General features: G+C 56.3%; 24 protein-coding genes. 7 read left to right on the top strand and 17 right to left on the bottom strand.

Annotation, left to right across the window (positions count from 1 at the left end; translation table 11 throughout):
- The first annotated feature begins 29 nt into the window (after window positions 1–29).
- Window positions 30–1,271, top strand: coding sequence for a methionine gamma-lyase family protein (locus ACFER_RS05250; protein ID WP_012938372.1), 1,242 nt, complete (start codon window positions 30–32; stop codon window positions 1,269–1,271).
- Between the two features lie 143 nt (window positions 1,272–1,414).
- Here ACFER_RS05250 and lexA read toward each other — a convergent pair whose 3' ends face one another.
- From lexA to larE, 11 genes are all read right to left on the bottom strand, one after another.
- Window positions 1,415–2,062 carry a transcriptional repressor LexA gene (lexA, locus tag ACFER_RS05245; RefSeq protein WP_012938371.1) on the bottom strand — a complete coding sequence of 216 codons (648 nt, stop codon included), beginning with the start codon at window positions 2,060–2,062 and terminating at the stop codon, window positions 1,415–1,417.
- Window positions 2,063–2,534: 472 nt separating this feature from the next.
- Window positions 2,535–3,758 carry a dicarboxylate/amino acid:cation symporter gene (locus ACFER_RS05240; protein WP_012938370.1) on the bottom strand — a complete coding sequence of 408 codons (1,224 nt, stop codon included), beginning with the start codon at window positions 3,756–3,758 and terminating at the stop codon, window positions 2,535–2,537.
- 224 nt (window positions 3,759–3,982) lie between these two features.
- Window positions 3,983–4,669 (bottom strand): cytochrome c biogenesis CcdA family protein, encoded by a 687-nt coding sequence (locus ACFER_RS05235; protein WP_012938369.1) that lies wholly within the window; start codon window positions 4,667–4,669, stop codon window positions 3,983–3,985.
- A complete protein-coding gene (locus ACFER_RS05230) occupies window positions 4,669–5,196 on the bottom strand; it encodes a TlpA family protein disulfide reductase (RefSeq protein WP_012938368.1) in 528 nt (175 codons plus the stop codon). The genes ACFER_RS05235 and ACFER_RS05230 overlap by 1 nt, the downstream gene beginning before the upstream one ends.
- Window positions 5,197–5,288: 92 nt before the next feature.
- Window positions 5,289–5,531 carry a NifB/NifX family molybdenum-iron cluster-binding protein gene (locus ACFER_RS05225; protein WP_041666178.1) on the bottom strand — a complete coding sequence of 81 codons (243 nt, stop codon included), beginning with the start codon at window positions 5,529–5,531 and terminating at the stop codon, window positions 5,289–5,291.
- Window positions 5,532–5,696: 165 nt separating this feature from the next.
- Complete coding sequence (locus ACFER_RS05220) at window positions 5,697–6,449, bottom strand: energy-coupling factor ABC transporter ATP-binding protein (protein WP_012938367.1); 753 nt, start codon at window positions 6,447–6,449, stop codon at window positions 5,697–5,699.
- 49 nt (window positions 6,450–6,498) lie between these two features.
- Window positions 6,499–7,269, bottom strand: a complete 771-nt coding sequence (locus ACFER_RS05215) for an energy-coupling factor transporter transmembrane component T family protein (RefSeq protein WP_012938366.1) — start codon at window positions 7,267–7,269, stop codon at window positions 6,499–6,501.
- On the bottom strand, window positions 7,244–8,257 hold the full coding sequence (locus ACFER_RS05210; RefSeq protein ID WP_012938365.1) for an energy-coupling factor ABC transporter permease: 1,014 nt from the start codon (window positions 8,255–8,257) through the stop codon (window positions 7,244–7,246). The genes ACFER_RS05215 and ACFER_RS05210 overlap by 26 nt, the downstream gene beginning before the upstream one ends.
- 3 nt (window positions 8,258–8,260) lie before the next feature.
- Window positions 8,261–9,646, bottom strand: coding sequence for a nickel pincer cofactor biosynthesis protein LarC (gene larC, locus ACFER_RS05205; protein ID WP_012938364.1), 1,386 nt, complete (start codon window positions 9,644–9,646; stop codon window positions 8,261–8,263).
- A 4-nt stretch (window positions 9,647–9,650) separates the two neighbouring features.
- Window positions 9,651–10,403, bottom strand: a complete 753-nt coding sequence (larB, locus tag ACFER_RS05200) for a nickel pincer cofactor biosynthesis protein LarB (RefSeq protein ID WP_012938363.1) — start codon at window positions 10,401–10,403, stop codon at window positions 9,651–9,653.
- Between the two features lie 2 nt (window positions 10,404–10,405).
- Window positions 10,406–11,233: an ATP-dependent sacrificial sulfur transferase LarE gene (gene larE / locus ACFER_RS05195; protein ID WP_012938362.1), complete on the bottom strand. Its 828-nt coding sequence runs from the start codon at window positions 11,231–11,233 to the stop codon at window positions 10,406–10,408.
- Between the two features lie 405 nt (window positions 11,234–11,638).
- Between larE and crcB the strand changes: the two genes are divergently transcribed.
- Genes crcB through fba form a run of 3 tightly spaced genes read left to right on the top strand, consistent with a single transcriptional unit; the run spans window position 11,639 to window position 13,808 of the window.
- Window positions 11,639–11,998 (top strand): fluoride efflux transporter CrcB, encoded by a 360-nt coding sequence (gene crcB / locus ACFER_RS05190; protein ID WP_012938360.1) that lies wholly within the window; start codon window positions 11,639–11,641, stop codon window positions 11,996–11,998.
- Window positions 11,998–12,855, top strand: coding sequence for an RluA family pseudouridine synthase (locus ACFER_RS05185; RefSeq protein WP_012938359.1), 858 nt, complete (start codon window positions 11,998–12,000; stop codon window positions 12,853–12,855). Before crcB ends, ACFER_RS05185 begins: the two co-directional genes overlap by 1 nt.
- Window positions 12,856–12,878: 23 nt before the next feature.
- Window positions 12,879–13,808 (top strand): class II fructose-1,6-bisphosphate aldolase, encoded by a 930-nt coding sequence (gene fba / locus ACFER_RS05180; RefSeq protein ID WP_012938358.1) that lies wholly within the window; start codon window positions 12,879–12,881, stop codon window positions 13,806–13,808.
- Between the two features lie 125 nt (window positions 13,809–13,933).
- On the opposite strand, the gene ACFER_RS05175 is transcribed toward fba, so the two are convergent.
- The 5 genes from ACFER_RS05175 to ACFER_RS11645 all read right to left on the bottom strand — a co-directional run bounded on the left by ACFER_RS05175 (window position 13,934) and on the right by ACFER_RS11645 (window position 19,350).
- Complete coding sequence (locus ACFER_RS05175) at window positions 13,934–14,617, bottom strand: TetR/AcrR family transcriptional regulator (RefSeq protein ID WP_012938357.1); 684 nt, start codon at window positions 14,615–14,617, stop codon at window positions 13,934–13,936.
- A gap of 74 nt (window positions 14,618–14,691) precedes the next feature.
- On the bottom strand, window positions 14,692–15,630 hold the full coding sequence (locus tag ACFER_RS05170) for an AEC family transporter (protein WP_012938356.1): 939 nt from the start codon (window positions 15,628–15,630) through the stop codon (window positions 14,692–14,694).
- 74 nt (window positions 15,631–15,704) lie between these two features.
- Complete coding sequence (locus ACFER_RS05165) at window positions 15,705–17,363, bottom strand: ATP-dependent nuclease (protein ID WP_012938355.1); 1,659 nt, start codon at window positions 17,361–17,363, stop codon at window positions 15,705–15,707.
- Window positions 17,364–17,484: 121 nt separating this feature from the next.
- Window positions 17,485–18,033, bottom strand: coding sequence for a ferritin family protein (locus ACFER_RS05160; RefSeq protein ID WP_012938354.1), 549 nt, complete (start codon window positions 18,031–18,033; stop codon window positions 17,485–17,487).
- Window positions 18,034–18,297: 264 nt separating this feature from the next.
- Complete coding sequence (locus ACFER_RS11645) at window positions 18,298–19,350, bottom strand: phosphoethanolamine transferase (protein ID WP_222831721.1); 1,053 nt, start codon at window positions 19,348–19,350, stop codon at window positions 18,298–18,300.
- A gap of 18 nt (window positions 19,351–19,368) precedes the next feature.
- Here ACFER_RS11645 and ACFER_RS11640 point away from each other — a divergent pair, with 18 nt between their 5' ends.
- Complete coding sequence (locus tag ACFER_RS11640) at window positions 19,369–20,082, top strand: hypothetical protein (protein ID WP_222831720.1); 714 nt, start codon at window positions 19,369–19,371, stop codon at window positions 20,080–20,082.
- 401 nt (window positions 20,083–20,483) lie between these two features.
- On the opposite strand, the gene ACFER_RS11985 is transcribed toward ACFER_RS11640, so the two are convergent.
- A complete protein-coding gene (locus ACFER_RS11985; protein WP_227898374.1) occupies window positions 20,484–20,714 on the bottom strand; it encodes an AAA family ATPase in 231 nt (76 codons plus the stop codon).
- Between the two features lie 252 nt (window positions 20,715–20,966).
- Between ACFER_RS11985 and ACFER_RS05145 the strand changes: the two genes are divergently transcribed.
- Both ACFER_RS05145 and ACFER_RS05140 read left to right on the top strand, forming a co-directional pair.
- Window positions 20,967–22,352 carry an SGNH/GDSL hydrolase family protein gene (locus ACFER_RS05145; RefSeq protein WP_012938352.1) on the top strand — a complete coding sequence of 462 codons (1,386 nt, stop codon included), beginning with the start codon at window positions 20,967–20,969 and terminating at the stop codon, window positions 22,350–22,352.
- A 159-nt stretch (window positions 22,353–22,511) separates the two neighbouring features.
- Window positions 22,512–23,498 (top strand): diaminopimelate dehydrogenase, encoded by a 987-nt coding sequence (locus ACFER_RS05140; RefSeq protein ID WP_012938351.1) that lies wholly within the window; start codon window positions 22,512–22,514, stop codon window positions 23,496–23,498.
- Window positions 23,499–23,690: the final 192 nt, after the last annotated feature.

The raw sequence follows: 23,690 nt of genomic DNA, 5'->3' as shown, positions 1-23,690 counted from the left end.
AATAATGATCAAGGAGGAAATCCAATCCAATGATACAATGGGATGAAATCGAAGGGAAAGCCCTGGACGCTGTAGCCAGACATGCCCAGAGCCATGAAGCCGCTGCCCTGGTGAACACCAAAAAGGTGCTGGACGCCTTTGCCAAGTACCAAGTGGCCGACTATTATCTGAAACCCACCACCGGCTACGGCTATTCCGATACCGGTCGGGATCAGCTGGACCTGATCTACGCCGATATCTTCAGGACGGAAGCCGCCCTGGTCCGGTCCCAGTTTGTGTCCGGCACCCATGCCCTGGCTGTGGCCCTGCTGGGGAATCTCCGTCCCGGGGATGAAATGATCGGGGCCACCGGGGAACCCTATGACACCATGCAGACCATCATCGGGTATCCGGTGAAGACCCCCGGTTCCCTGGTGGATCTGGGCGTCACCTACAAGGAAATCCCCATGGAAGGGGATCATCCGGACATCCCGGCCCTCCTGGCCGCCATCACGCCCCGCACCCGCCTGATCCATATCCAGCGGTCCTGCGGCTACAGCAGCAAACGGAAGACCCTGACCGTAGGGGAAATCGGGGAGATCTGCCAGGCGGTGAAACAGGTCCGTCCGGACATCATCTGCTTTGTGGACAACTGCTACGGGGAATTCATCGAAGAAAAGGAACCTACGGAAGTGGGCGCAGATCTGATGGCCGGTTCTCTGATCAAGAATCTGGGCGGCGGTTTTGCCCCCACCGGCGGCTATATCGTCGGGAAAAAAGATCTGGTGGAACAGGCCTCCTACCGACTCACCGCTCCCGGTCTGGGCGGCGAAATGGGCTGCACCCTGGGGGATACGGCCCGGGAATTCTATCAGGGACTCTTTATGGCTCCCCATGTGGCGCTCCAGGCGGTGAAAACGTCCCTGTTCGCCGCTTCCGTGTTCCAGTCCCTGGGCTTTGAAGTGTCTCCGCTGCCCGATGATGTGCGCAGTGACATCATCCAGACCATTACCCTGAAGACGCCGGAAAACCTCTGTGCCTTCTGCGAAGCCATCCAGGCCCATTCTCCCATTGATGCCCATGTGACTCCCGTACCCTCTCCGCTGCCCGGGTATCAGGATGACATCATCATGGCTGCCGGCACCTTCGTCCAGGGTGCCTCCATCGAACTGAGCGCCGATGGTCCCATGCGGGCCCCCTACAAGGTCTTCATGCAGGGCGGACTGACCTTTGAACACGGCCGGATCGCCGTGATGGCCGCCGCCCGGCAGATCATGGAAAAACAGAAATAAGGAACCAAAAAACGGCCTCTGAATTTTGTTTCAGAGGTCGTTTTTCTATTGCTTGCATATAAGGAGTCATGAAAATAGAAAAAGACGCTCAAAATGGAAATTTGAGCGTCTGAAGGGAAATCGTCTGTTTAAAGGCGGAAAACTCAAAGAGTCCGGAATACTGCGATGACTTTTCCCTTGATTTCGATGTTGTCGGTCCCTACAATGGGCGGGTAGGCATCATTTTCCGGCTGGAGACGGATCTGTTTCAGTTCCCGGAAATACCGTTTGATGGTGGTTTCCTCACCGTTGAAGAGGGCCACTACAATATCCCCGTTGGTGGCATAGTTCTGCTTCCGGACGAACACATAATCATGGTCCAGGATCCCGGCATTCTTCATGCTGTCGCCTTCCACCACCATCATGAATACATCCTCGCTGCAGCCAATCAGATCCAGGGGGATGGGGTAGGTGTCCTCGATGTTTTCCACCGCCAGCATGGGATCACCGGCATGGACGGCACCCACCAGAGGCACGGGGACCATGCTCTTTTTCCTCCAGCTGATTTCTTCCCGGAGCCCGTAGGTGCGGGGCTTTTCCGGATCCCAGCTGACAAAACCGGCTTCCGCCAGCTTTTTCAGGTTGTTGTGGACGGAGGCACTGGAAGAGAGCCCCACAGCACTGCCGATTTCCCGTACAGAAGGGGGATAGCCGTTATTGAAGATATATTGACGGATAAAATCAAGGATCTGGCTCTGCCGGGTATTGATGCCCCGGGACCGGGTGGATTTCTTTTCTTCAGATTCAGTCATAATGGAACTCTCCTTTAGACAGGATGGAATTTGCGTACAAGTTTCCAATCTAATTAAATTTAGTATAACAGGAAAACAATTGTGTGTCAAACGAGTGTTTAGGACAGGAACAGAATCTCCGGAAAAACCCATCGATTGGAAAGAAAACCTGCTCAAAGAAGAAAAAAACGGCAAAATCCAAAAGAAAAATCTCAGTTTCAAGACAATTTGAAATATCTGGTTTTCAAGATTATTGCGTCCAATAATATATATTATGTAAAATAGTGTGGATAAAAGCCCGGGGGAGACACGGTTCCGCCCCAGAATTTTTCAAACCGTTCCTTTTATCCGGCGTTCTTCTGTTGGCGGAAAGCTGCGGCATCAAACTGCGGGTACGTCATTTTGCGTGAAAACAAGGGGGATGCTGCACAGTGCGTGCACCACATCCCCCTTGTTTTTGTCAGCGGTCAACAGTCAGCAGTCAGCAGCCCCCTTATTTCCTCTTCTTCTCCAGCAAATGGGTCACGATAATGGCACAGGAGGCGTCACCGGTGATGTTCAGGGTGGTCCGGCCCATATCGAAGATCCGGTCCACACCGGCCACCAGGGCAATGCCGTCCACCGGCAGGTTCACCGAAGCCAGCACCATGGCCAGCATGATCATCCCGGCCCCCGGCACACCGGCCGTCCCCACGGAAGCCAGGGTGGCGGTGATCACAATGGTGAGCATCTGGGGCAGGGTCAGGTCGATTCCGTAGCAGGATGCGATGAATACGGCGCAGACCCCCTGATAGATGGCCGTACCGTCCATGTTGATGGTTGCCCCCAGAGGCAGGGCAAAACTGGTGACTTCCCTGGAGGCTCCAAGCTTGTTGGCACATTCCATGTTGATGGGAAGGGTCCCTACGGAAGAGGCGCTGGAAAAGGCAAACAGCATGGCCGGCATCATCCCTTTGAAGAATTTCAGCGGGCTCATGCCTCCGATGGCCCGGACAGCCATGGAATAGACCAGGATGGCATGGAGGGCATAGGCAATGTAGGCACAGAGGATCACCTTGGCCAGGGAGCCGATCACCGCCGTCCCGTTCTGTGCAATCACCGGGCACAGCAGGCAGAATACCCCGATGGGAGACAGGGCCAGGATCATTTCCATGACTTTCATGAATACATCATTCCAGGTATTGATGAAAGCGGCCGCCTTTTCTCCCTTCTCTCCCAGGGCGATGATGGCAATCCCGATCAAAAGGGCCATGACGATGACCTGGAGCATATTGGCGCTGGTCAGCGGAGCCAGAAAATTGGAGGGGAACAGATCCACCAGCATTTTCATGGGCCCGGGGCTGGCATTTTTGACCTTAAAGGCCAGATCCGCCGTGGACAGAACCGGAAACAGGGGCTTGAAGCTGTTGGCGATAATCAGCCCGATGGTGGTGGCAATGGCAGTGGTAAAAAAGTAATAGACCAGGGTAATGCCGCCGATGGATCCCAGTTTCCGGATATCACTGAGGGATACCACCCCTGCCATAATGGAAAACAGGACAATGGGCCCTACGATGAATTTCACAAGATTCAGAAAAATCGTCCCGAATGGTTTGATGTAGGTAACGGCAAATTTCACATTGCCCTGAAGGGCCAGGCCGGCAATGATGCCCAGGATCAGGGCAATGAAAATCTGCCCGGCCAGAGGCATTCCCTTTTTCTTTTGGACTCCATCCATAACAATCAACCTCCTTTGGAAAAACAAAACAGGGAAAACTGTATCCTATCCTTCAACAGTATACTGTAAATCTATTATAGCATACTCCAAAACGAAAGAAATCTGAAAACAGAGAATATTGCAGGCAGTGTTAAAATCAATTTGCAAAAATTGATTTCCATCGGCTGCGACCGTTGACAGCTGACAGCTGACAGGGGCTGTTACCCGGGCAACAGCCCCCTTCCCTATCCTGCCAAAACCGCCATCACCCGCAGGGCCATGCCGCTGATCATGAGCAGGCCGAACAGCACCAGGAACAGGCCCAGGATCTTCTGGATCCGGGGCAGCCAGGCATAATGCCGGCGCAGATGGGGACCGATCTTTTCCCAGAAAAGAGCCGCCAAAAGGAATGGCACACAGAAGCCCAGGGCATAGGCCAGCAGCAGGAACACACCTTCCTGTACGGTCTGCCGGCTGCCGGCGGCCATCAGGATGCCGGTAAGGATGGGGCCGGTACAGGGAGTCCAGCCCAAGGTAAAAGCCGCGCCCAGCAGGAAGGAACCCAGGACTCCCTGCTTTTTCTGCTGCAGGAAAGGCCGCCGGTCCCGGAGCAGGAACAGGGGCGTCCACAGGCCGCTTAAAAACAGACCCAGCAGGATCAGCAGCGCTCCCGCCAGTTTTTCCAGCACTTTCCAGTATTGGAGCACCAGCTGCCCCACCAGGGTGGCCGTGGCACCCATGGTCAGGAATACCAGGGTGAAACCGCCCAGGAAGGCCAGGGTGTTCAGGAGCAGCCCTCCCCTTCCCTGTTCTTTTTCTGCCCCGGATCCGGCCAAGAGCAGCAGGAAGGTGGGCAGCATGGGCAGGACGCAGGGAGAAAGGAAGGACAGGAAGCCGGCGCCGAAAGCAGCCCCCAGGGTCAGGGAGCCCATCAGAGCTTTCCTTTCAGGAGCGTTTCCAGCTGTTGGGCGGTAATCACCCCTTCATGGCGCTGGAGGATATTCCCCTTTTCATCCAGGATCACCGTGGTGGGAATCACCCGGACCTTGTACAGGGTGGCGGCTTTTCCTTCCTGGTCCAGGAGCACCGGCATGGTGTAGCCGTTGTCCTTCAGGAAACCCTGGACCTTGTCCCCTTCTTCCTGGAGATTCACTCCATAGAACTGGACTTTTTCTTTGTGTTTCTGGGCAAAGGTATTCAGCTCCGGCATTTCGCTCCGGCAGGGCGGGCACCAGGTGGCCCAGAAATTGATCACATACACTTTGCCGTCGCCGGGCTGGACGGTCCGTTCCGGACCGGCTGCTTCCTTCAGGGTAAAGCCGGGGGCCGCGGCCTTCTGGGCAGAGGCCTGGGAAGAAGCAGGGGCATTGGTCTGGGCTCCGCCGGAAGAGCCTCCGCATCCTGCTGCAAGAAGAACGGCGGACGCAAAAAGGGCAGTCAGAATCATCTTGGCTTTCATAAATTCCTCCTGTAGAAAGAATCGTAATCAAGAATTTTTCTTCATAATACCATAAAGGACCTGCTGCATGCAACAGGTCCCTGTTTCTTTGCTCAGTGATGACAGCCGCCTTCGTGGTGTTCACCGTGGTGATCGCACCGGATGTCTTCCTGATACTGGAGCTTGTCTGCCTGGAGTACGCCCACCAGCGCTCCATGGCCCTGGCCCTGGGTGCTGCACACTTCTGCTTTCTGGATTTTCCCATCTGCCAGGTCATAGACCTTGAAGGTTTCCGTCCGGCCAAAATGCTGGAAAATTTCTCCGTTTTCCGGGTTGTACGTTACGGCAAGTTTCATTTCTTTTTCCTCCTGTTTTCATCAAGAAAAGTGCACAGTTCGGTTTCCCTGTAAAATGTTCAACGAATCGGCGAATTTGGCGGGCTGCCCGGCGTGCAGCCCCTACGGAACCGGTTACAGTCACGGCCTGTTGGGATGCCGGGTTCCTGGGTCCTTTGCCCGGTTTCAGATGCCCTTCTGCAGACGCAGGGGGAGTTCCAGGCCACAGGCTTCCAGCAGGGTCTGGTTGGACAATACTTCCCGGGCTGCCCCATCCTGCTGGATCCTTCCCTCCGACAGCAGGATCACCCGGTCACAGGTATCCCAGATGAAATCCAAATCGTGAGAAGCGATGAGCTGGGCGCAGGACAGCTGCCGGAGGATTTCCGCCAGTTTCCGCCGGTTTCGGGGGTCCAGGGCAGCAGAGGGTTCATCCAGCAGCAAAAGCTCCGGTTCCCGGGTCAAAAGGCCGGCAATGGCGGTGAGCTTTTTCTGTCCTCCGGAAAGCCGGTAGATCTGCCGCCGGGCCAGCCCTTCCATCCCCACTTTTTTCAGGGCTTCCGCCGTGCGCCGGGCTGCTTCTTCCCCTGGCACTCCGGCATTCCGCAGGCCAAAGGATACATCGCTTTCCACCGTAGGCAGGAACAGCTGGCTTTCCGAATCCTGGAACACGTACCCGGCCTTTTTCCGGATTTCCGGAAGATTTTTCCGGTCCATGGGGAGGCCGCATACCTCCATGTTCCCTTCCTGGAGGGGCAGAAGCCCGATGACCAGTTTCAGCAGGGTGGACTTCCCCACCCCGTTGCAGCCGATAAGCCCCACTTTTTCTCCAGGCGCCAGGGCAAAGGACAGATCCTGGAATACGGGAACCGTTGGTTTTTCAGGCCCCGGCAGGATATAGCAGAACCGGATATGGGACAGGGCAAGAATGGCAGACATGGGCAGGACTCCTTCCGCAGCAGCATACGATGATCAGATTGGATGAATTTCACCCCGGGAACCGGCACAGAAGGCACCAGGCCAGGGTCAGGACCAGCAGCAGGATGCTGCCTCCGGGATTCCCCTTTTTTCCCGTTTCCGGGAAACGGCCCCGGAAGCCCCGGAGCTCCATGCTTTCGTAGACGGACCGGGCCCGGTCCAGGCTCCGGAGGAACAGCAGGCCCAGCAGGCTGCCGGCGATTTTCCAGGGAATTCCCCGGCTGTCCGGAGCCCGGAGATGGAAGGCCTGTTCCATGCGCCGGCTTTCCTGGAGCAGCAGCACCAGGTATCGCCAGGTGAGCAGGGTGGAAACGATCAGCACCCGGGGCAGGGGCAGTTTCTGGAGGGCGCAGGCCAGCCGTTCCATGCCGGTGGTGGCCAAGAGCAGATACCCGGCCAGCACGCAGCCCAGTCCCTTCAGTACCAGAACCAGGAAGGCGGCGGTTCCGGCGCCGATCCGGAACGGTCCCACCGGAACCGGCGGAGCCTGGACATAGAGCAGGTTCACCAGTCCCAGCCCGGCAAGGAGCAGCACCGCCGGCAGTGCCTGCCGGAAAGCGATCCGGAAGGGAATCTTCCCCGCCCGGTACAGCACAGGCAGGGGCAAAAGCATCAGCAGCCCGGAAAGCAGCGCCCCTCTCTCCAGGCTGGTCAAAAATCCCAGATACAGGAACAGGGCGGCCAGCTTGGCCAGAGGGAACAGCCGGGTCAGCAGGGTGTCCCGGGCAGCCAGGTCATCCAGCCAATGGATGGCTTCAATGGCCCTGTCCAGAGATTTCATGGGTCCTTCCTTTCTGCAGCTTCCGGCCCAGCGCCCACACCAGGCCCAATACGGCCAGGGTGCCCAGGATTCCGGAAAGAGCCGTGCCCAGAGCCGGACTGAGACCGGGCACCTGGTAATCCGGGAACAGGGCCGTCAGGTTCTGGAACCAGGCTGTCAACCCGTGGACGCCCTGCTCCGTCCCTTCCAGTTCGGTGGAACCGGTGATCCGGGCCAGGGACCATTCCAGGCCGTCAGGATCTTCCGAAGCAAAGTGGGACAGGATCCCTCCCATGAACAGGGCGGCAGCCGTCAGGACTCCCAGGACTTTTTTCCGGTTTCCCACAGCCGGGGCATCCGTCTGTTCAGCCGGGGACCGGAGCAGTTCCGGACGGTTTTCATAGAGAAACACCAGCACGGCGGCGGTGATCATCCCTTCCACCAGCCCGATGGCCAGATGGATGGGCTGCATCAGCAGGAGAAAGGTGGAAAAAGGCAGTTCCGCAATGCCGGACAGGGTGGTTTCCGCCGCCACGGAAAAAGCCCCCATCTGGAGGGTCACCACACTGCCCAGGATACTGGCCAGGATGATGCGTTTTCGGGTCATTCCCCGGCGGACCAGAAAAGGCCATACCAGTCCGCCCCCGATGAAGCAGCCGTAAAAAGCCATGTTCCACACATTGGCTCCCAGCGCCAGCAGGCCCCCGTCCCCAAAGGCCAGGCACTGGAGCACCAGCACCCCGATCAGGGTCAGAAAGCCTCCCCAGGGGCCTACTACGGCTGCAAGGAGCATGCCCCCGCACAGATGGCCGGAAGATCCGGTCCCCGGGATGGCAAAATTCAGCATCTGGGCGGCAAATACAAAGGCCCCCAGTACCCCCATTTCCGGCACCAGAGCCGGGTCCTCACTGTTTTTTACTTTCCGGGCCGCCAGACAGGCCGCGGTCCCTGAAAGTACGTACATCACCCCGGCTATTCCGGGAGAAAGGAGTGCATCCGCCATATGCATGGGTCAGCCCTCCTTTTGGGCAGCCCGGGCCAGGTCTCCCAGCACCTGCTGCCACACTGCCTGCCAGCTGCGGCCGGTACGGGTACACAATTCCCTCATGGATTCCGCTTCCGGATACAGCCGGGTTTCCGTTTCTCCGGTGAGGGCCCCTTCCGGAGAAAGCACCGGTACCTGCACTTCCTTTGCGGCCACCGGTCCCAGAGCCGTCTCCACGGTCTTTTCCCGGCGTCGGAGAATGCTCCGTTCCATCCGGCTCCGGCGGATCCCGATGGTGGTGGTTTCCCGGAACAGCAGGGCCTCCAGGGTCTTCCTCTGTTCCTCTTTGCACAGGACGGTGATCAGCCAGCCCGGACGGTTTTTCTTCATCTGCACAGGAGCATATTGCACATCCCGGGCTCCGGCGGCAAAAAGCCGGTCCATTACCCGGCCCAGGGCTTCCCCGGTACAGTCGTCCAGGTTGGTTTCCAGCTTCCAGATGGAATCCTTCTCCCAGGGAGATTGTTCCTCTTCTGGCTGCACCTCCAGCACCATGGCTCGGAGGATGCTGGGCATGGCCTGTTCCCGTTTTCCCGCGCCCAGGCCCACTTTGGCAAGGGTAAAGGTTTCCGGCAGATGGCTCCGGGTGCGGATGGCCGCTGCAATGGCCGCCCCGGTGGGTGTTACGTATTCCCCGGCAAAAGGCATGATGTGGAGGGGCAGATGATGGGCTGCGGCGATGCTGGCCACCGCCGGCACCGGAATGGGCAGGATGCCGTGGGCACAGCGGACGCTGCCGGTCCCCTCATTGAGCACCGGGATCACCGCTTCATGGATTCCCAGATTGTCCAGGCACACCGCCGCAGCGGCAATGTCCACAATGGAATCCACAGCCCCCACTTCGTGGAAATGGACCTGGTCCAGGGTGGTGCCATGGGCTTTTGCTTCCGCTTCCCCCAGGATGGTGAAGATCTTCACTGCCAGGTTGTGGGCCCCTTCCGTCAGGTCTCCCTGAGACAGGATATCCAGCACGTCCCGGAGGCCCCGGTGTTCATGATGATGGGCATGATGGGGTTCCGTCCCTGCCATCTGGTGCTCATGGTCATGGTGATGATGATGGTGGCCATGATGCTCCTCCCTTTCCGGGGCTTCTTCCCGGTTTTGGGCAAAACCGTAGAGATAGTCCATGTCGTGGTCGTGGTTCTCGTGTTCTGCATCCAGCCGCACCAGGAAGTCACAGCAGTCCAGGCCGGCCTTCTTTACCCGGCTGATTTCCACCGTATATCCGGTCAGGGGCAGGGAGGCCAGGGCCTTCCGGAGCACCTGTTCATCCGCACCCAGATCCAGCAGGGCCCCTACGGTCATATCCCCGCTGATGCCGCTTTTGCATTCCAGATAGAGTATTTTTTCCATACCGTCACCGTTCCTTTCCGCAGGCCAGCCGGTTGATCTGGGTGGCCATGTATCCGGCTCCGTAGCCGTTGTCGATGTTCACCACCGCAATGCCGTTGGCACAGCTGTTGAGCATGGTGAGAAGAGCCGAAATCCCCTGGAGGCTGGCCCCGTAGCCGATGGAGGTGGGGACGGCGATCACCGGATTGCTCACCAGGCCTCCCAGCACACTGGGCAGGGCCCCTTCCATGCCCGCCACCGCAATGACGCAGTTGGCTTCCTGAATGGGGTCCAGGCTGGCCAGGAGCCGGTGGAGTCCGCTGACTCCCACATCATAGACCCGGTTCACTTTACTGCCGAAGAATTCCGCCGTCTGGGCCGCCTCTTCCGCCACCGGGATATCCGCCGTACCGGCCGTGCACACTGCTACGGAGCCCCGGAGTTCCACCGGTTTCCGGATGATTTTCACCAGGCGGGACAGGGAGTCATATACCGCATCCGGACACAGGGCGCGGATCAGTTCATATTGTTCCCGGCTGGCCCGGGTCCCCAGCACATTGCCTTCCTCTTCCGCCAGTTTCCGGAAAATCTGCTGCAGGTGCTCATCCTTTTTTCCGCTGCAGAACACCACTTCCCCGAAGCCCGTACGGATCTTCCGGTGGGTATCCAGTTTGGCAAAGCCCAGGTCGTCAAAAGGCTTCTGCCGGAAGAATTTTTCCGCGGCTTCCACGGAAATCTCTCCATTCCGGACTTTTTCCAGGATCTTTTTCGCTTCCATGGTCAGGCCTTCTTTTCCGGGGACAGGGTTTCATTCATGCTGCCGGTCCGGTAGCCCAGAAGGTCCAGTGTCACATAGGCAAAACCGTATCCCTTCAGTTTTTCCGTGATCTCCAGCCGGTGATCCAGCACTTTCCGGAGTTCTTCCGGCATCACTTCGATCCGGGCCAGGTTCCCCCCGTGGATCCGCACCCGCAGCTGATGGAAGCCCATATCCAGCAGCAGCTGTTCTGCCTTGTCCACCATACCCAGCCGCCGGGGCGTGATTTCTTCCCCATAGACGAACCGGGAGGACAGGCAGGCAAAGGACTGCTTGTTCCAGGTGGGGAGCCCCAGCTCTTTGGAAAGCGCCCGGATTTCCTTTTTGTACAGGCCCGCCCGGCGCAGGGGGCTGGCGATCTTCAGTTCCGCAATGGCCTGGAGCCCGGGACGGTAATCGCCCTCGTCATCCAGGTTGGAACCTTCCACCACAGCCGCCAGGTGGTTCTCTTTGGCCACTTCCAGGATCTTTTCGAACAGTTCATGTTTGCACAGATAGCACCGGTTGGTGGGATTGTGGGAAAAGCCCGGAATGGACAGTTCTTCCGAATCCACTACCAGATGGCGGATCCCTTCTTTCTCACAAAAAGCTTTGGCTTCCTTCAGTTCCCGTTCCGGGAAAGAACAGGAACGGGCCGTTACGGCCAGTACCTTGTCTCCCAGTGTATCATGCGCCACCTTCAGGAGAAAGGTGGAATCCACCCCTCCGGAAAAAGCCACCGCCACACTGCCCAGGTCCCGGAGGATGGCCTGGAGCTGTTTCAGTTTCGCTGTATCTTCAGAATTCTGCATGTGAAAATCCTTTCTGGTTCTGTTTCTTCCATCTTACAGAAATAGAGTCTTGAAAGGAAGACTCTATTTCTAAGACAACCTATTCATTTTATTAAGGCAACATCTCAAACCGCATTGTTATTATTATAGCATGGAAGTGTGCCGAAAGACATGGCCTTCACCGCTTCAGCAGCACCCGGATCAGCCCCAGGCTGATTTCATACAACAGCATCAGGGTCAGGTTGAAGAAAATCCCCACCGGCAGCACCATCAGCACCACGAAATCCAGATCTGGCGGGCAACCGGCGTGCGGCCCCTACGGCATCGCAATGGGTCATTGGATTTTCAGCGTCCGTGCTCTTCACTCTGCACTCTGCACTGAGTATGGTATAATATGCCGTATGACTATGCAAAGGAGACTTTTCCATGACTGAATGTGTGATCGTTGGTCTGGGGGGCTGTATCGGCGCCATCTGCCGGTATCTCATCGGGCTGCTGCCCCTGAGCCACAGCAGCGGCTTTCCCCTGAAGACCTTTTTCATCAATATTGCCGGTGCCTTTCTCATCGGCCTGGTAACGGCCCTGGCCGCCCGAAACTCCCTCCATCCCCGGCTGGCCCTGTTCCTCAAAGTGGGCATCTGCGGCGGGTTCACCACGTTTTCCTCTTTTGCCCTGGAAAGCCAGCAGCTGGTGGATAAGGGAGCCGGAATCACCGCAGCTCTCTACATGGGGCTCAGCCTGTTTTTCGGGATCCTGGCCTGCATCCTGGGCCAGAAGGTGCTGTAATGGAACTTTTTCTCGCTCCGTCCTCCCTGCCCCAGCGACTGAAATCCTTTCTCCGGGACCAGGGCCTTTCCGGCACCTACTGGAAGAAGCTGAAGGCCGCCGGTGCCCTCCAGGTGAACGGGGAAATCATCCAGCGGGATCTGCTGCTCCAGCCGGGAGACCGGGTTGCCTGGACCTTTCTGCCGGAACCCTGCACCCTGGAACCGGAAGAAGCACCCCTGTCCATCCTGGAGGAAACGGAGCTGTATCTGGCTGTGGACAAACCGGCCGGCCTGGTGACCCACAATGCAGGAAAGGAACGGACTCCCGCTCTCAGCCGCCGGGTGGCCTGGTATTTCCAGACCCATCACATTTCCAGCGCCGTCCATCCGGTATCCCGGCTGGACCGGGAAACATCCGGAGTGGTGCTTTTTGCCAAAAACGCCTGTCTCCACCATATGCTGTCCCGGAACCGGCTGGAAAAGACCTATCTGGCTCTGACCCTGGGCCATTGGGAACAGCCGGCAGGGATCCTGGACTGGCCCATCGGCCGCCGGCCCGGTTCCATTGTGGAACGGCAGGTGGATCCGGATGGACAGCCTGCCCGTACCCGGTACCAGGTACTGGGCGAAAAGGAGGGCCTGTCCCTGGTCCGGTTCCAGCTGGAAACCGGCCGCACCCACCAGATCCGGGTCCATGCGGCAGCCGCCGGCCACCCCCTTCTGGGGGATACCCTCTACGGCACCCCCGGGGCTCCCGGCCGCCATTATCTCCATGCCTGGAAGGTGGCCTTCCGGGAACCCTTTACGGGCAGACCGGTGGAAATCACCGCTCCCCTGCCGCCCGATTTCCGGAAAGTATGGTATAATAAACAATAACTGATACTCAAGGAGGTTTCACCATGCCATTTGTAACCACGAAAGAAATGTTCAAGAAAGCCTACGAAGGCCATTATGCCGTTGGCGCCTTTAACGTCAACAATATGGAAATCGTCCAGGGCATTGTGGATGCTGCCAAAGAAGAAGAATCTCCCCTGATCCTGCAGGTATCCGCCGGGGCCCGGAAATACGCCAAGCACAGCTACCTGCTGCACCTGGTGGAAGCCGCCATGGAAGACACCGGTCTGCCCATTGCCCTGCACCTGGATCACGGCGCTGATTTCGATATCTGCAAGGCCTGCGTGGACGGCGGTTTTACCTCTGTCATGATCGACGGCTCCAAATATCCTTTTGAAGAAAACATCAAACTGACCAAACGGGTGGTGGACTATGCCCACAACAAAGGGGTCGTGGTGGAAGCCGAACTGGGCAAACTGGCCGGCGTGGAAGATGCCGTAAAGGTCAACACCAAAGACGCCACCTATACGGATCCGGACCAGGCTGTGGAATTTGTGGAACGGACCGGTGTGGACTCCCTGGCCATCGCCATCGGCACCAGCCACGGGGCTTACAAGTTCAAAGGCAAACCGGAACTGGATTTTGCCCGTCTGGAAAAGATCACCAACATGCTCCCCGGGTTCCCGCTGGTGCTCCATGGAGCTTCCACCGTTATCCCGGAATTCGTGGCAGAATGCAACAAATACGGCGGCAAACTGGCCGGTGCCCAGGGCTGTCCGGAAGACATGCTGAAAAAGGCCGGCACCTACGGGGTCTGCAAGATCAACATCGATACCGACCTGCGTCTGGCTATGACCGCTTCCATCCGGAAGTACCTGTATGAACATCCGGAAGATTTCGATCCCCGCTCCTATCTGGGCAAGGGCCGGGAAGCCATCAAGATGATGGTGGCCCACAAGATGCGGGATGTGCTGAATTCCTCCCACCGTCTGTAAGAAAGTGCGGGATTCCGGGCCGCCCGGCGTGCGGCCCCTACGGGACCGTGGATATGATATTCATCGGGTCCGCAGGGCGGCACACCCGGCCGCCCGCCATTCTGCCACAAAAAAAACTGCCTCCCTTACCGGGTGGCAGTTTTTTCTTTGTGTCCGTACAGGAACCGGTCGATCATGCCATCCACGACCCTTTCCCGGTTTTCTTTGGTAAAGGCTCCCTGGTTGCTGAGCATGAAAATACTGAAATAGAAATTCTGGCTCATCAGCTGCAAATCTGTAAGAGGCTTCAGATACTGCCTGTCGATGGCTTTCTGGAAAATGCTCTGGAGCAGCTGGATTTCCCCATAAATCAGCTCCGCATACCGCCGTTTCATGGCCACATCCTTTTCTTCCGGCTTTTTGCCCCACCGGACATCCAGCCGCCAGTCCTGTTTCTTTTCATCCCAGAGAAGCCGCCAGCCGGCCTGCTGGTTCAGCAGTTCGAACAGGATCACCGACCACAGGGTCTCATTCTTCTCCAAAAAATGCAGGAACGCTTCCACATAGCCCCGGAACTGATCGGAAAAAGTTTTCCCTTCCTCCACGGCCGTTTCCATGGCCTTCATCAGCTTCCGGTTTTTGGCCTCCACCAGGGTATAGAACAGATTTTCCTTGTTCTTGTAATATTTGTATACAGTCCCCTTTCCGGTATCCGCGATCTGGATGATCTCATCCAGGGTTGCCTGGGTGTATCCCTTGTGGGAAAACACCTGTTCCGCGGCTTTCAGGATTCTTTTTTCTTTGGATAAAGATGCATTGATTTTTACCATATCTTTGGGGACCTCCCTGTTTAGACTGTCTTTACAGATAGTATATCATTTTTGGAGTGTATTTTTCAATTTGATCATAACAGTCCCAGATTTTTCGTAATGAACACCCAGAGGAACATGGTGATACAGGAAAGAGCCGAGCTGAAAATTACGCAGTTGCCGGCCAGCTCCCCGTCACTGTCCATCTGTTGGGCCATGGCAAAGGAAGCCACGGCGCAGGGGGTGGCGGACATGGCCATAAGAGAAGCCAGATCCACCTGCCGGTAGCCCAGGGCCACGGCTCCCCCGATGACGATCAGCGGAGCAATCACCAGCCGGCCGGTCACCGTAAAGGCCAGTTCCCGGATTTCACTGATGGCCCCCTGGAGGGTAAAGGAAGCACCCAGGACGATCAGGGCAAAGGGAGTGGTGCTGCCGGCAATGGCCTTGATGCATTTCAGCAGGGCCACGGGCAGCGGAAAGGGCAGCAGCTTGCACAGAAGACCGGCCACCGCTCCCATGATCATGGGATTCCGGGCTACCCCGGCCAGGATATGGAGCGGATTGAAGGTGCCGCCCCGGAAAGTTTCCAGGGTGAACACCGCCAGTACATTGTAGATGGGGATGATGATGGCGCAGAGCATCAGAGGCACAGCCGCCGCTTCTGTTCCGTAGAGATTTTCCACCAGGGGCACCCCCAGCAGGATGAAATTGCTCCGGTAAAAGGCCTGGATCATGGCCCCCCGCTTTTTGTTGTCCTTCACCAGGGCGGTCACCAGCACCCAGCCCGTTACAAACACCGTCAGCAGGGCTCCCACCGCAAACAGCACGAACCCGGGCCGCATCACCTTGCCAATGTCGGTGAAATACACCGAATAGAACATGTTGGTGGGCAGGAACACACCAAAGACGATTTTGTTGAAGTTGGAAATATGACTTTCATTGAAGTGATACTTCCGCCGGGCCAGAAGACCGATGGCCATGTAGATCATCAGAGGCAGCACCGCCCCTGCCGCAATCCAGAAATTTTCCATAAGGCTCCCCCTCAGTGCAAAGATATACAACATTCCTTTCTAAGGGTACCATATTTTTCAAAATTCATCAATAATTATGCCCTTTCCGGCACCGTAGCCAGACGCCCGGCGGCCTGGATCACCCGTACGAAAGCCGGAGGCACTTCTTCCTTCTGGAAGGACTGGCCGATGAGCCGTCCCAGGATGACCCCCTTGTTGCTGTAGAGCCAGGCAAAATAATACACCCATACCGGTCCCTTATGGGGTTTGGCCTTGTACAGGGGACCGGGCGGAAAGTCCCGGGGATCCAGCTGGAGCTTGTGACAGGCCTTTTTCACCATGTCGTAGCTGGTCCGGCCCGTGCCGCCGCATGCCACGTCGATGATTCGGTCCAGAGCCTGGCGCTTTCCACGCTGGAGCATGGTCTGGGACAGGTCCATTTCAAAACAGACTCCATCGGTGAAGTACACCCCTTTTTCCCGCTTGTGGGCCTCCTTCACGTCCGCATCGTACAAAGCCACCACCGGCAGCCGGAAATATTCCAGCAGCTTCTTGATCTTGGCAATGGAACTTTCGCCCCGGGCGTTGATGAGACAAATGCCGTAATAATCGAAAGGAACCCCTACCGTCCGGCCGAACAGCTGGAAGCAGCCGTACTCCGTCTCCCCTTCCACCAGGATCACACTCCGGGCGTAAAGTGCCTCCTTCACTTCCGGAAAATGCATGATCAGATGCTTCTCGATTTCCCGGTTGACATGGAAACTGGCCCCGCAGGCCGCCTTGACCAGACCCCTGCGGTCATGGTACAGCCGGAGGATGTTCCGGTAGTCGTCGATCAGGGAATCCGTGGAATGTGTCACCACAAACAGCTGGCCCCGGAGCCCGTCCAGTCCGAACAGATCCTTGAGCAGGGCACAGAACTGGGGATCCTCGTTGTTCAGCAGCTGCTGGTAATACTGGAGGATGGAACGCTGCATATAGGGGTGCAGATGGATTTCCGGTTCGTCGATGGAAATAATCAGGGGCAGGTACCGTTTGCCCTGGCTGTCCACAATGATGGTATGCTCCAGAGGAACGGAAAGACTGTGGGCCATCTGGTACACCTGGGTGATGATCCGGAGAGCCGCCAGGGAAATGAACTTTAGATTGTCCGCCCGATGCCGGTTGCTCCGGCAGAGGATCCGGGACAGGTAGAAAATGCATTCATAATAGGAAGAATCGAAATACCCCACATTCACTTCGTGCTGGATAAACTGCCGTTCCTCCTCCGGCAGGGGACCGCAGTGGCTGGCTTCCCACTGGGCCAGACACTTTTCCAGAGCCCGGTACACCTGGGGCCGCACCGCCTGGTCCTCCTGGCTGATGGCGGAATAGCTGATGTAGCGGAGCCGGCGGATGGTTTCCAGGGGCATTTCCTGTCCGGTCTCCCCATCATAGAGATGGGGACAGATATCCGTCACCTTCATTTCCAGCCGTACCCGGATTTTTTCCGGATGGTCCTGGGGGGTGTCGGCAAAGTATTCATTCGGGCTCTGGAGCAGATGGAGATCCAGGGTGATCCGGATGGGCTGTTTGGGATCGTCATAGTCGTTTTCCGGCAGGGTCCAGGCGTTGGCCATATAGGACAGGAGCCGGAGGAACCCGCTTTTGCCGATGTCGTTCTCCCCCACCAGATAATTGGCCAGGGGATGGAAGGTCATGGTGATGTCTTTGAAATTTCGGTAATTCTGGATACGCATACTGGATAAATACATGGGTGCACCTCCAGGAGCCACAGACAGCAGAAAAAATCCCGCCGGGAAGGCAGGGCGCCAACAGGCCCCGGTCCCTCCCCAGCGGGACTTCAGGATGCAGCCTTACCGGCTGCAAACTGGATTATTTTGCGAAGTAACGGGCCAGCAGACCATCGAATACACGGCCGTGACGGGCTTCGTCCTTGGCCATTTCATGGACGGTATCATGGATGGCATCGTAGCCCAGCTGTTTGGCCAGGGTGGCGATTTCCTTCTTGCCGGCGCAGGCACCCTGTTCAGCGGCAGCCCGCATTTCCAGGTTCTTCTTGGTGCTGTCGGTGACCACTTCACCCAGCAGTTCAGCGAATTTGGCAGCGTGTTCCGCTTCTTCGAAAGCGATCCGTTTGTAGGCTTCCGCCACTTCCGGATACCCTTCCCGGTCTGCCACACGGCTCATGGCCAGATACATGCCCACTTCAGAGCATTCACCGGTGAAGTGCTGACGCAGGCCTTCCAGCACCCGTTCATCCACGCCCTTGGCAACGCCGACCACGTGTTCGTCAGCGTATTCCTTGACGCCTTCCTTCAGTTCATCGAATTTATCTTTCGGAGCGCCGCACTGCGGGCATTTTTCCGGAGCTTCTTCGCCTTCATACACATAACCGCACACTCTGCAAATGAATTTTTTCATAAGAAAAGCCTCCCCTTGAAACTGTGGCCATCGGACTGTTAATCCGATAAGTCTACTTTTTAATAATTTTTATTAAAAACTTCTTACAGCCCTAATTATAGCAGGTTTTTGAGGAAAAGCAAGGGGGAAAATAAAAGAAGGCAGATCCAAACCACCATGCGTCCACCGAAACCGTAGGGGCTGCACGCCGGGCAGCCCGCAAAACATCGTACACCCGTGCGGAAACGGGCCAACCGGCCTACGGCCCCTGCATCTGGTGCGCAATCAGTCTTCCTCTCCTGTTTTCTTTTCCCAAATCGGATCTTCCTGTATGCTGTATTCCCCTCTCATGGTTTTTGCGTTGTCTTTGGTAATGGCATAGGCAGGATGGGAAAGGTCATACTGGGGATTGTAATGGTTGGACGGAGCCTGGATCAGCCCGCATACGGTTTCAAAAATCAGGTCGTTGGTGAACACGGTGTTTTCATGGGCTTGAAGAGCCTTTCCTGTGGCAGGATAGGCTCTCCGGTACGCCGGGGAAAGATAAATCCACATAGGGATCCGCACCATATCGAAGGTAAACGGATGGGAAACATGCTTGTATTTCATGTTTTCTCCATGATCGGAAAAATACACCATCACCTGAAGGTTCAGATGTTTATGGCTGTACTGATACACCTGCTGAAGCACTTCATCCGTATAGGCCAGAGAGGTGTCGAACTCTCCCTCTTCCTTCGGGACTTGAGAGAAGGTGTGGTCCTGGGCAAACTTTTTGGGCACCCGGTCCCGATACCGATAGTGACTTCCATTCAAATGGAGGATGATGAAATTGTTCTGATCGGCCGGTACCATTTTCAACAGTTCCAACAGCTGGCCATCATGCTTCCAGGGCATCCATTTCCGGGTATCCGCCTGACTGGCCAGTGTGGTAATGGCCGCATCCCACACTTCGCCCTTTCCCTGAGTGGAAAACCAGTAGGTATGGTAACCGGCTTTTCTGGCCAAACTGACCAGATCCACGGATTCTCCCAAAGGCATGTTGTTATACTGATTGGAGCTGGTAAGGGACTGACTGAGGGCCATCACGGTATTGGAAAAGTTGGAATAGGCCTGGGGGAAGAAGAAAAAACCATCGGTTCGCCGTATGCTGGACTCCCAAGGGGTGGTTTCCAAGGGGTATTCTGGGTTGAAGGCAGCCATATAATCCCGACAGGCAGTTTCTCCCACCACCAGGATCACTGTTCCCGGCAACTTCATGGGCAGGGCTTTCTCTTTGTCTAAAGAAATCTGTTGTTGATTCTTCCGGATGTTTTTCTTCAGAGCATCGAATGCGTGCATGGGGCCCCCCTCCAGTTTATGCAGCCCCACATACACATCCAGAGGGAAATAGGCACTGCCTTTATAGGCAACGGTGAAAAACATGACAAAGACAAAAAACACAAGGACGGCCTGCTGGAGTTTGGTGTAGAGGATTTTCCTCCGAGGTTCCCGTATGCTGAATTTCCAGCTGATTGCCAGAAGAAGCAACAGCCCACAGGCGAAAATGGCCAGCTGGCCTCCGGAAAACATGGAACGCAGGTATTCTCCGGCTTCCTTAACATTGGTGGCCAGAATGGAAAGAAGCGAGATATCGTCAAAAAGGCTGCGGTATTTCATAAAATATCCAACATAAACCAAAGGACAGAGCTGCAGGAAGAATGTGAGAAAAAAAGCGGCCCCCTGCTGGATCCACAGCAGCAACCTGTTTTTCTTCTGATTGGCCAGCAGAAGTTCCACCATCAGCAGAAACAGGAAGAACATGATGCCGCTGCGGTAATACCGGACATACAGTCTGGTATACATGGTGATGTTGTACGGATTGTGGACCAGATGGAAAAAAATCCAGCTGTATCCAGCCAGCCAGCTGAGTATGGCCAACAAGGCCGCCCTTGCTTTGGAACGGAATTCTTTCAAAGGGAAAATGCCGGTAAGGAAATAAACCAGGCCAAAAACCACGGCCAGGGATTTACCAAGGGGCAAATAATCCTGGAAAGCAACAGGAATTTGTCTGGATACACCGAATGTCGATAAAAAAGCAAAACTGTAAAGTACCAGGACCCAAAAAAGAGTAGAACCCAAACGATCTTTTCCCCGGTTTTTCATGAAAGCTGAAAAATGGACACATTTCTTTTTGAAAACAAGCTGCAGCTGCTGCAAAAGACTTCCCCCCTGATTGCATGTATTTGTCTACTCGAGGTATTTTTCCATTCCGTCGGCAAACGCCTTTGCATTTCCCTGCAGGAGATGGTCCAGCAGGGATTCCAGACGGGATACGGAAAATCCCGCCCGCATTCGATCCAGGATCTCGAACCGGTAGATGTCCTCCACTTCCCTGTGAAGAAGATGGAAGAGATTTTCCCGGGTTTCCGGTTGTATCTGTTGAAGCAGCAGACGGATGATTCTGTTTCCGGATGTATTGACCCAGTAATCCCCTATCTGCCCTTCCTTGAAGAAATTGATGACGGACCAGGGGTTATAGATCTCATCTTTTCCAAAATGATACCCGTCATACCCAAAGTGAGCGTTTTGCCAAACCGTCTGGAGCGGGTCAGCAGGGTTACTGCGCTGTGTCCATCGATCAACTGCCGGATAAAATCTGTCTTATCCACAAAATAGTACTGTTCTTTTCGAAGTTTACCAAAATCATCGATTCCAATGGGCATTGTCCACTGCATCTCCCATACCCTCTCTTTCTATAAAATCACCTGGAACAGGTCTACGGTCTGAAACAAGCTGTTCTGTGACCATTATACCAAAGAAACAGCTTTCAGGCGAATCGGGAAAAGTGACCCTGCAGGCTGTGCACCCAATCCCCGACCACTTAACCACTCAACCACTCGTTCACCTCCCCCTCACCCCCCAAATATGCTACAATATTCCCTGTAACTACAATATGAAATGAGGTCTTGTTTCCTATGCATACGTTTTCCCATACTCTTTGCCGTGCGGTGCTCCTTGGATGCATGGGGGCCGGATTTTTGACACTTCCGGCCCGGGCGGCTGCCTTGCCTCCCGTCCGGAAACCGGTGGCTGCAGCCAAAACGGCGGTTCCCGTTCTGCGCCGGCAGCCGGTGCCCCAGTTCACCACCCACTATACGGCGGCCCATCCCGCTTCTCTCCACCCCACCCTCCGCTGGAAACCCATTCTGGGGACGGTGTACTACAATGTATCGGTAACCCTGCCCAACGGCACAGCCCTGCCCGATGACCGGACCTATGTGGCCGGATACAACCTGTCCCTGCCGGCGGGCACCCGGGGGGATGTTTCCGTGAAGATCCAGTCCTTCAACCTGGACGAAAAGCCGGTTTCCGCCCTGTCGCCTGTGGAAAAGGTCCATGTGGATCCGGAGAAGAAAACCGCCCTGTATCCGGAACCCATCAGCCGGTTCAACAGCGGCAACGGCACCACCCTGCTGTACCCGGTGTACAACTGGGTGCCCCTCCACGGGGTGCGGAACTATCAGGTGGAAGTGCTGAACACCAGCTCCGTTTCCCCCACCCGGGAAGCCGCACCGGAGCAGCTGCTGGAACGGGGCAGATCCACCGGTTTCGACTGGTACGATGACGAATCCCACTATGCGCCCTACACCATGTACTGGCGGGTACGGGGTGTGGACGAAGCCGGGAACCCGGTGGGCCAGTTCTGCCCGCCCCAGCCCATGACCGTGAATCCGGAGGACAACTGGCAGGTGGGGACCCTGGGGGACAGCATATCCCACGGGGGAGGCGATCTGTCCTATTCTCCCAGTGATTTCACCTACAGCTATCAGTATTATCTGCCCTTTGACACCATCAACCTGGCGGAAAGCGGGGACACTAGCGAAGCCACCCTGGCCCGGTTCGACAAGGACGTGGTCCCCTTCCATCCCAGATACCTGATCATCATGACCGGCAGCAACAGCCTCCGGGGCTGGGTCCGCGGAGAAAGCGTGATCAGCGATCTGAAGGGCATCCGGGAAAAATGCGAGGACAACGGGATCACCCCCATTTTCATGACCCTGCCTCCGGTGAACCCTGCCAACATCAAACGGGCCTTCGATGAACCCACGGCGGAAGGCTGGAGGGCGGAAATGGCCAAGGTGAACCAGTGGATCCGGAGCCTGCCCTGGTTCATCGACCTGGGAACCCAGTTCGACGAAAACCAGGACCTGCCCACCCGATACGCCCTGGACGGCCTGCACCTGAATTTTCGGGGCAAGCGGCTTATGGCCAGAGCCATAACGGAACAGTGGGACGGGATCATGGCCAAAATCAAGATGGCCCGGGAACAGGAGCAGAAAGCGGATCAGGAAGAAGAATAACTGCCGCTATCTGCGGCCATAGGTCTTTTCGGTTCTTTTGTATTTACAACTGCCCTCCTTTTATGATAGAATATGAAACATATTACAGCTGAATATCAGCAATTTTATCAAATACTGTATACATTTATTTTTTGTATACCATGAGGGGAGAAATTGGTTATGACCATTCGCATTGGGATTTTAGGCTACGGAAACCTTGGACGAGGGGTGGAATGTGCCCTGGAAAAAGCGACGGATATGGAACTGGCAGCGGTATTCACCCGCCGGGATCCTGCCCAGGTGAAGATTGCCTCGGCTCATGTGCCTGTAGTGAATGTGAAAAACATGGCAGACTGGAAGAACAGCATCGATGTGCTGATCCTCTGCGGCGGCAGTGCCACGGATCTGCCGGTGCAGACTCCGGAAATGGCCGGGCTGTTCAATGTGATCGACAGCTTCGATACCCATGCCCGGATTCCGGAACATTTTGCGGCGGTGGACAAGGCGGCCAAAGCTTCCGGACACCTGGGAATCATTTCCGTAGGCTGGGATCCCGGCCTGTTCTCCCTGGCCCGGCTGTACAGCAATGCCATCCTGCCGGACGGGAAAGATTACACCTTCTGGGGCAAGGGTGTGAGCCAGGGCCACAGTGACGCCATCCGGCGGATCCCCGGAGTCAAAAACGCCAAACAGTACACGGTACCGGTGGAAGCGGCCCTGGAAGCCGTGCGCAGCGGCAGCCAGCCGGAACTGACCACCCGGCAGAAACACACCCGGGAATGTTACGTGGTGCTGGAAGAAGGGGCCGATCCCAAGGCCGTGGAACAGGCTATTGTGACCATGCCCAACTACTTTGATGAATATGATACCACCGTCCATTTCATCGATGAGGAAGAGTTCCGGAAGAACCACAGCGGTCTGGCCCACGGCGGGTTCGTGATCCGCAGCGGAGTGACCGGACACAACCGGGAACACAAGCATGTGGTCGAATTCAGCCTGAAACTGGATTCCAACCCGGAATTCACCACCAGTGTGCTGGTAGCCTACGCCCGGGCCGCCCATCGCCTCCATCAGGAAGGCCGTACCGGCTGCCTGACCGTATTCGACGTGGCACCGGCCTATCTGATGCCGGAAGATGGGGAATATCTCCGGGCTCATATGCTGTAAGGAAAAAACGGGGGTGTGAAAAAATTCACACCCCGGCTGCAGTCTGCAGCTGTATAAATCGTTCCCGCAGGGGCGGCAGGCCCGGCCGCCCGCCAAATCAGCGATTGTCCATGTGGTATGCGGGCCGCCGGGCCTGCGCCTCCTACAGTTCATGCTGTTCAAAATCAATTTGCAAATTTGATTTCCACCGAC

The organism is Acidaminococcus fermentans DSM 20731 (assembly GCF_000025305.1).
Lineage (GTDB): Bacteria > Bacillota > Negativicutes > Acidaminococcales > Acidaminococcaceae > Acidaminococcus > Acidaminococcus fermentans.
The sequence above is the reverse complement of the archived record's forward strand: the minus strand, read 5'-3'. Positions and strand labels throughout refer to the sequence as shown.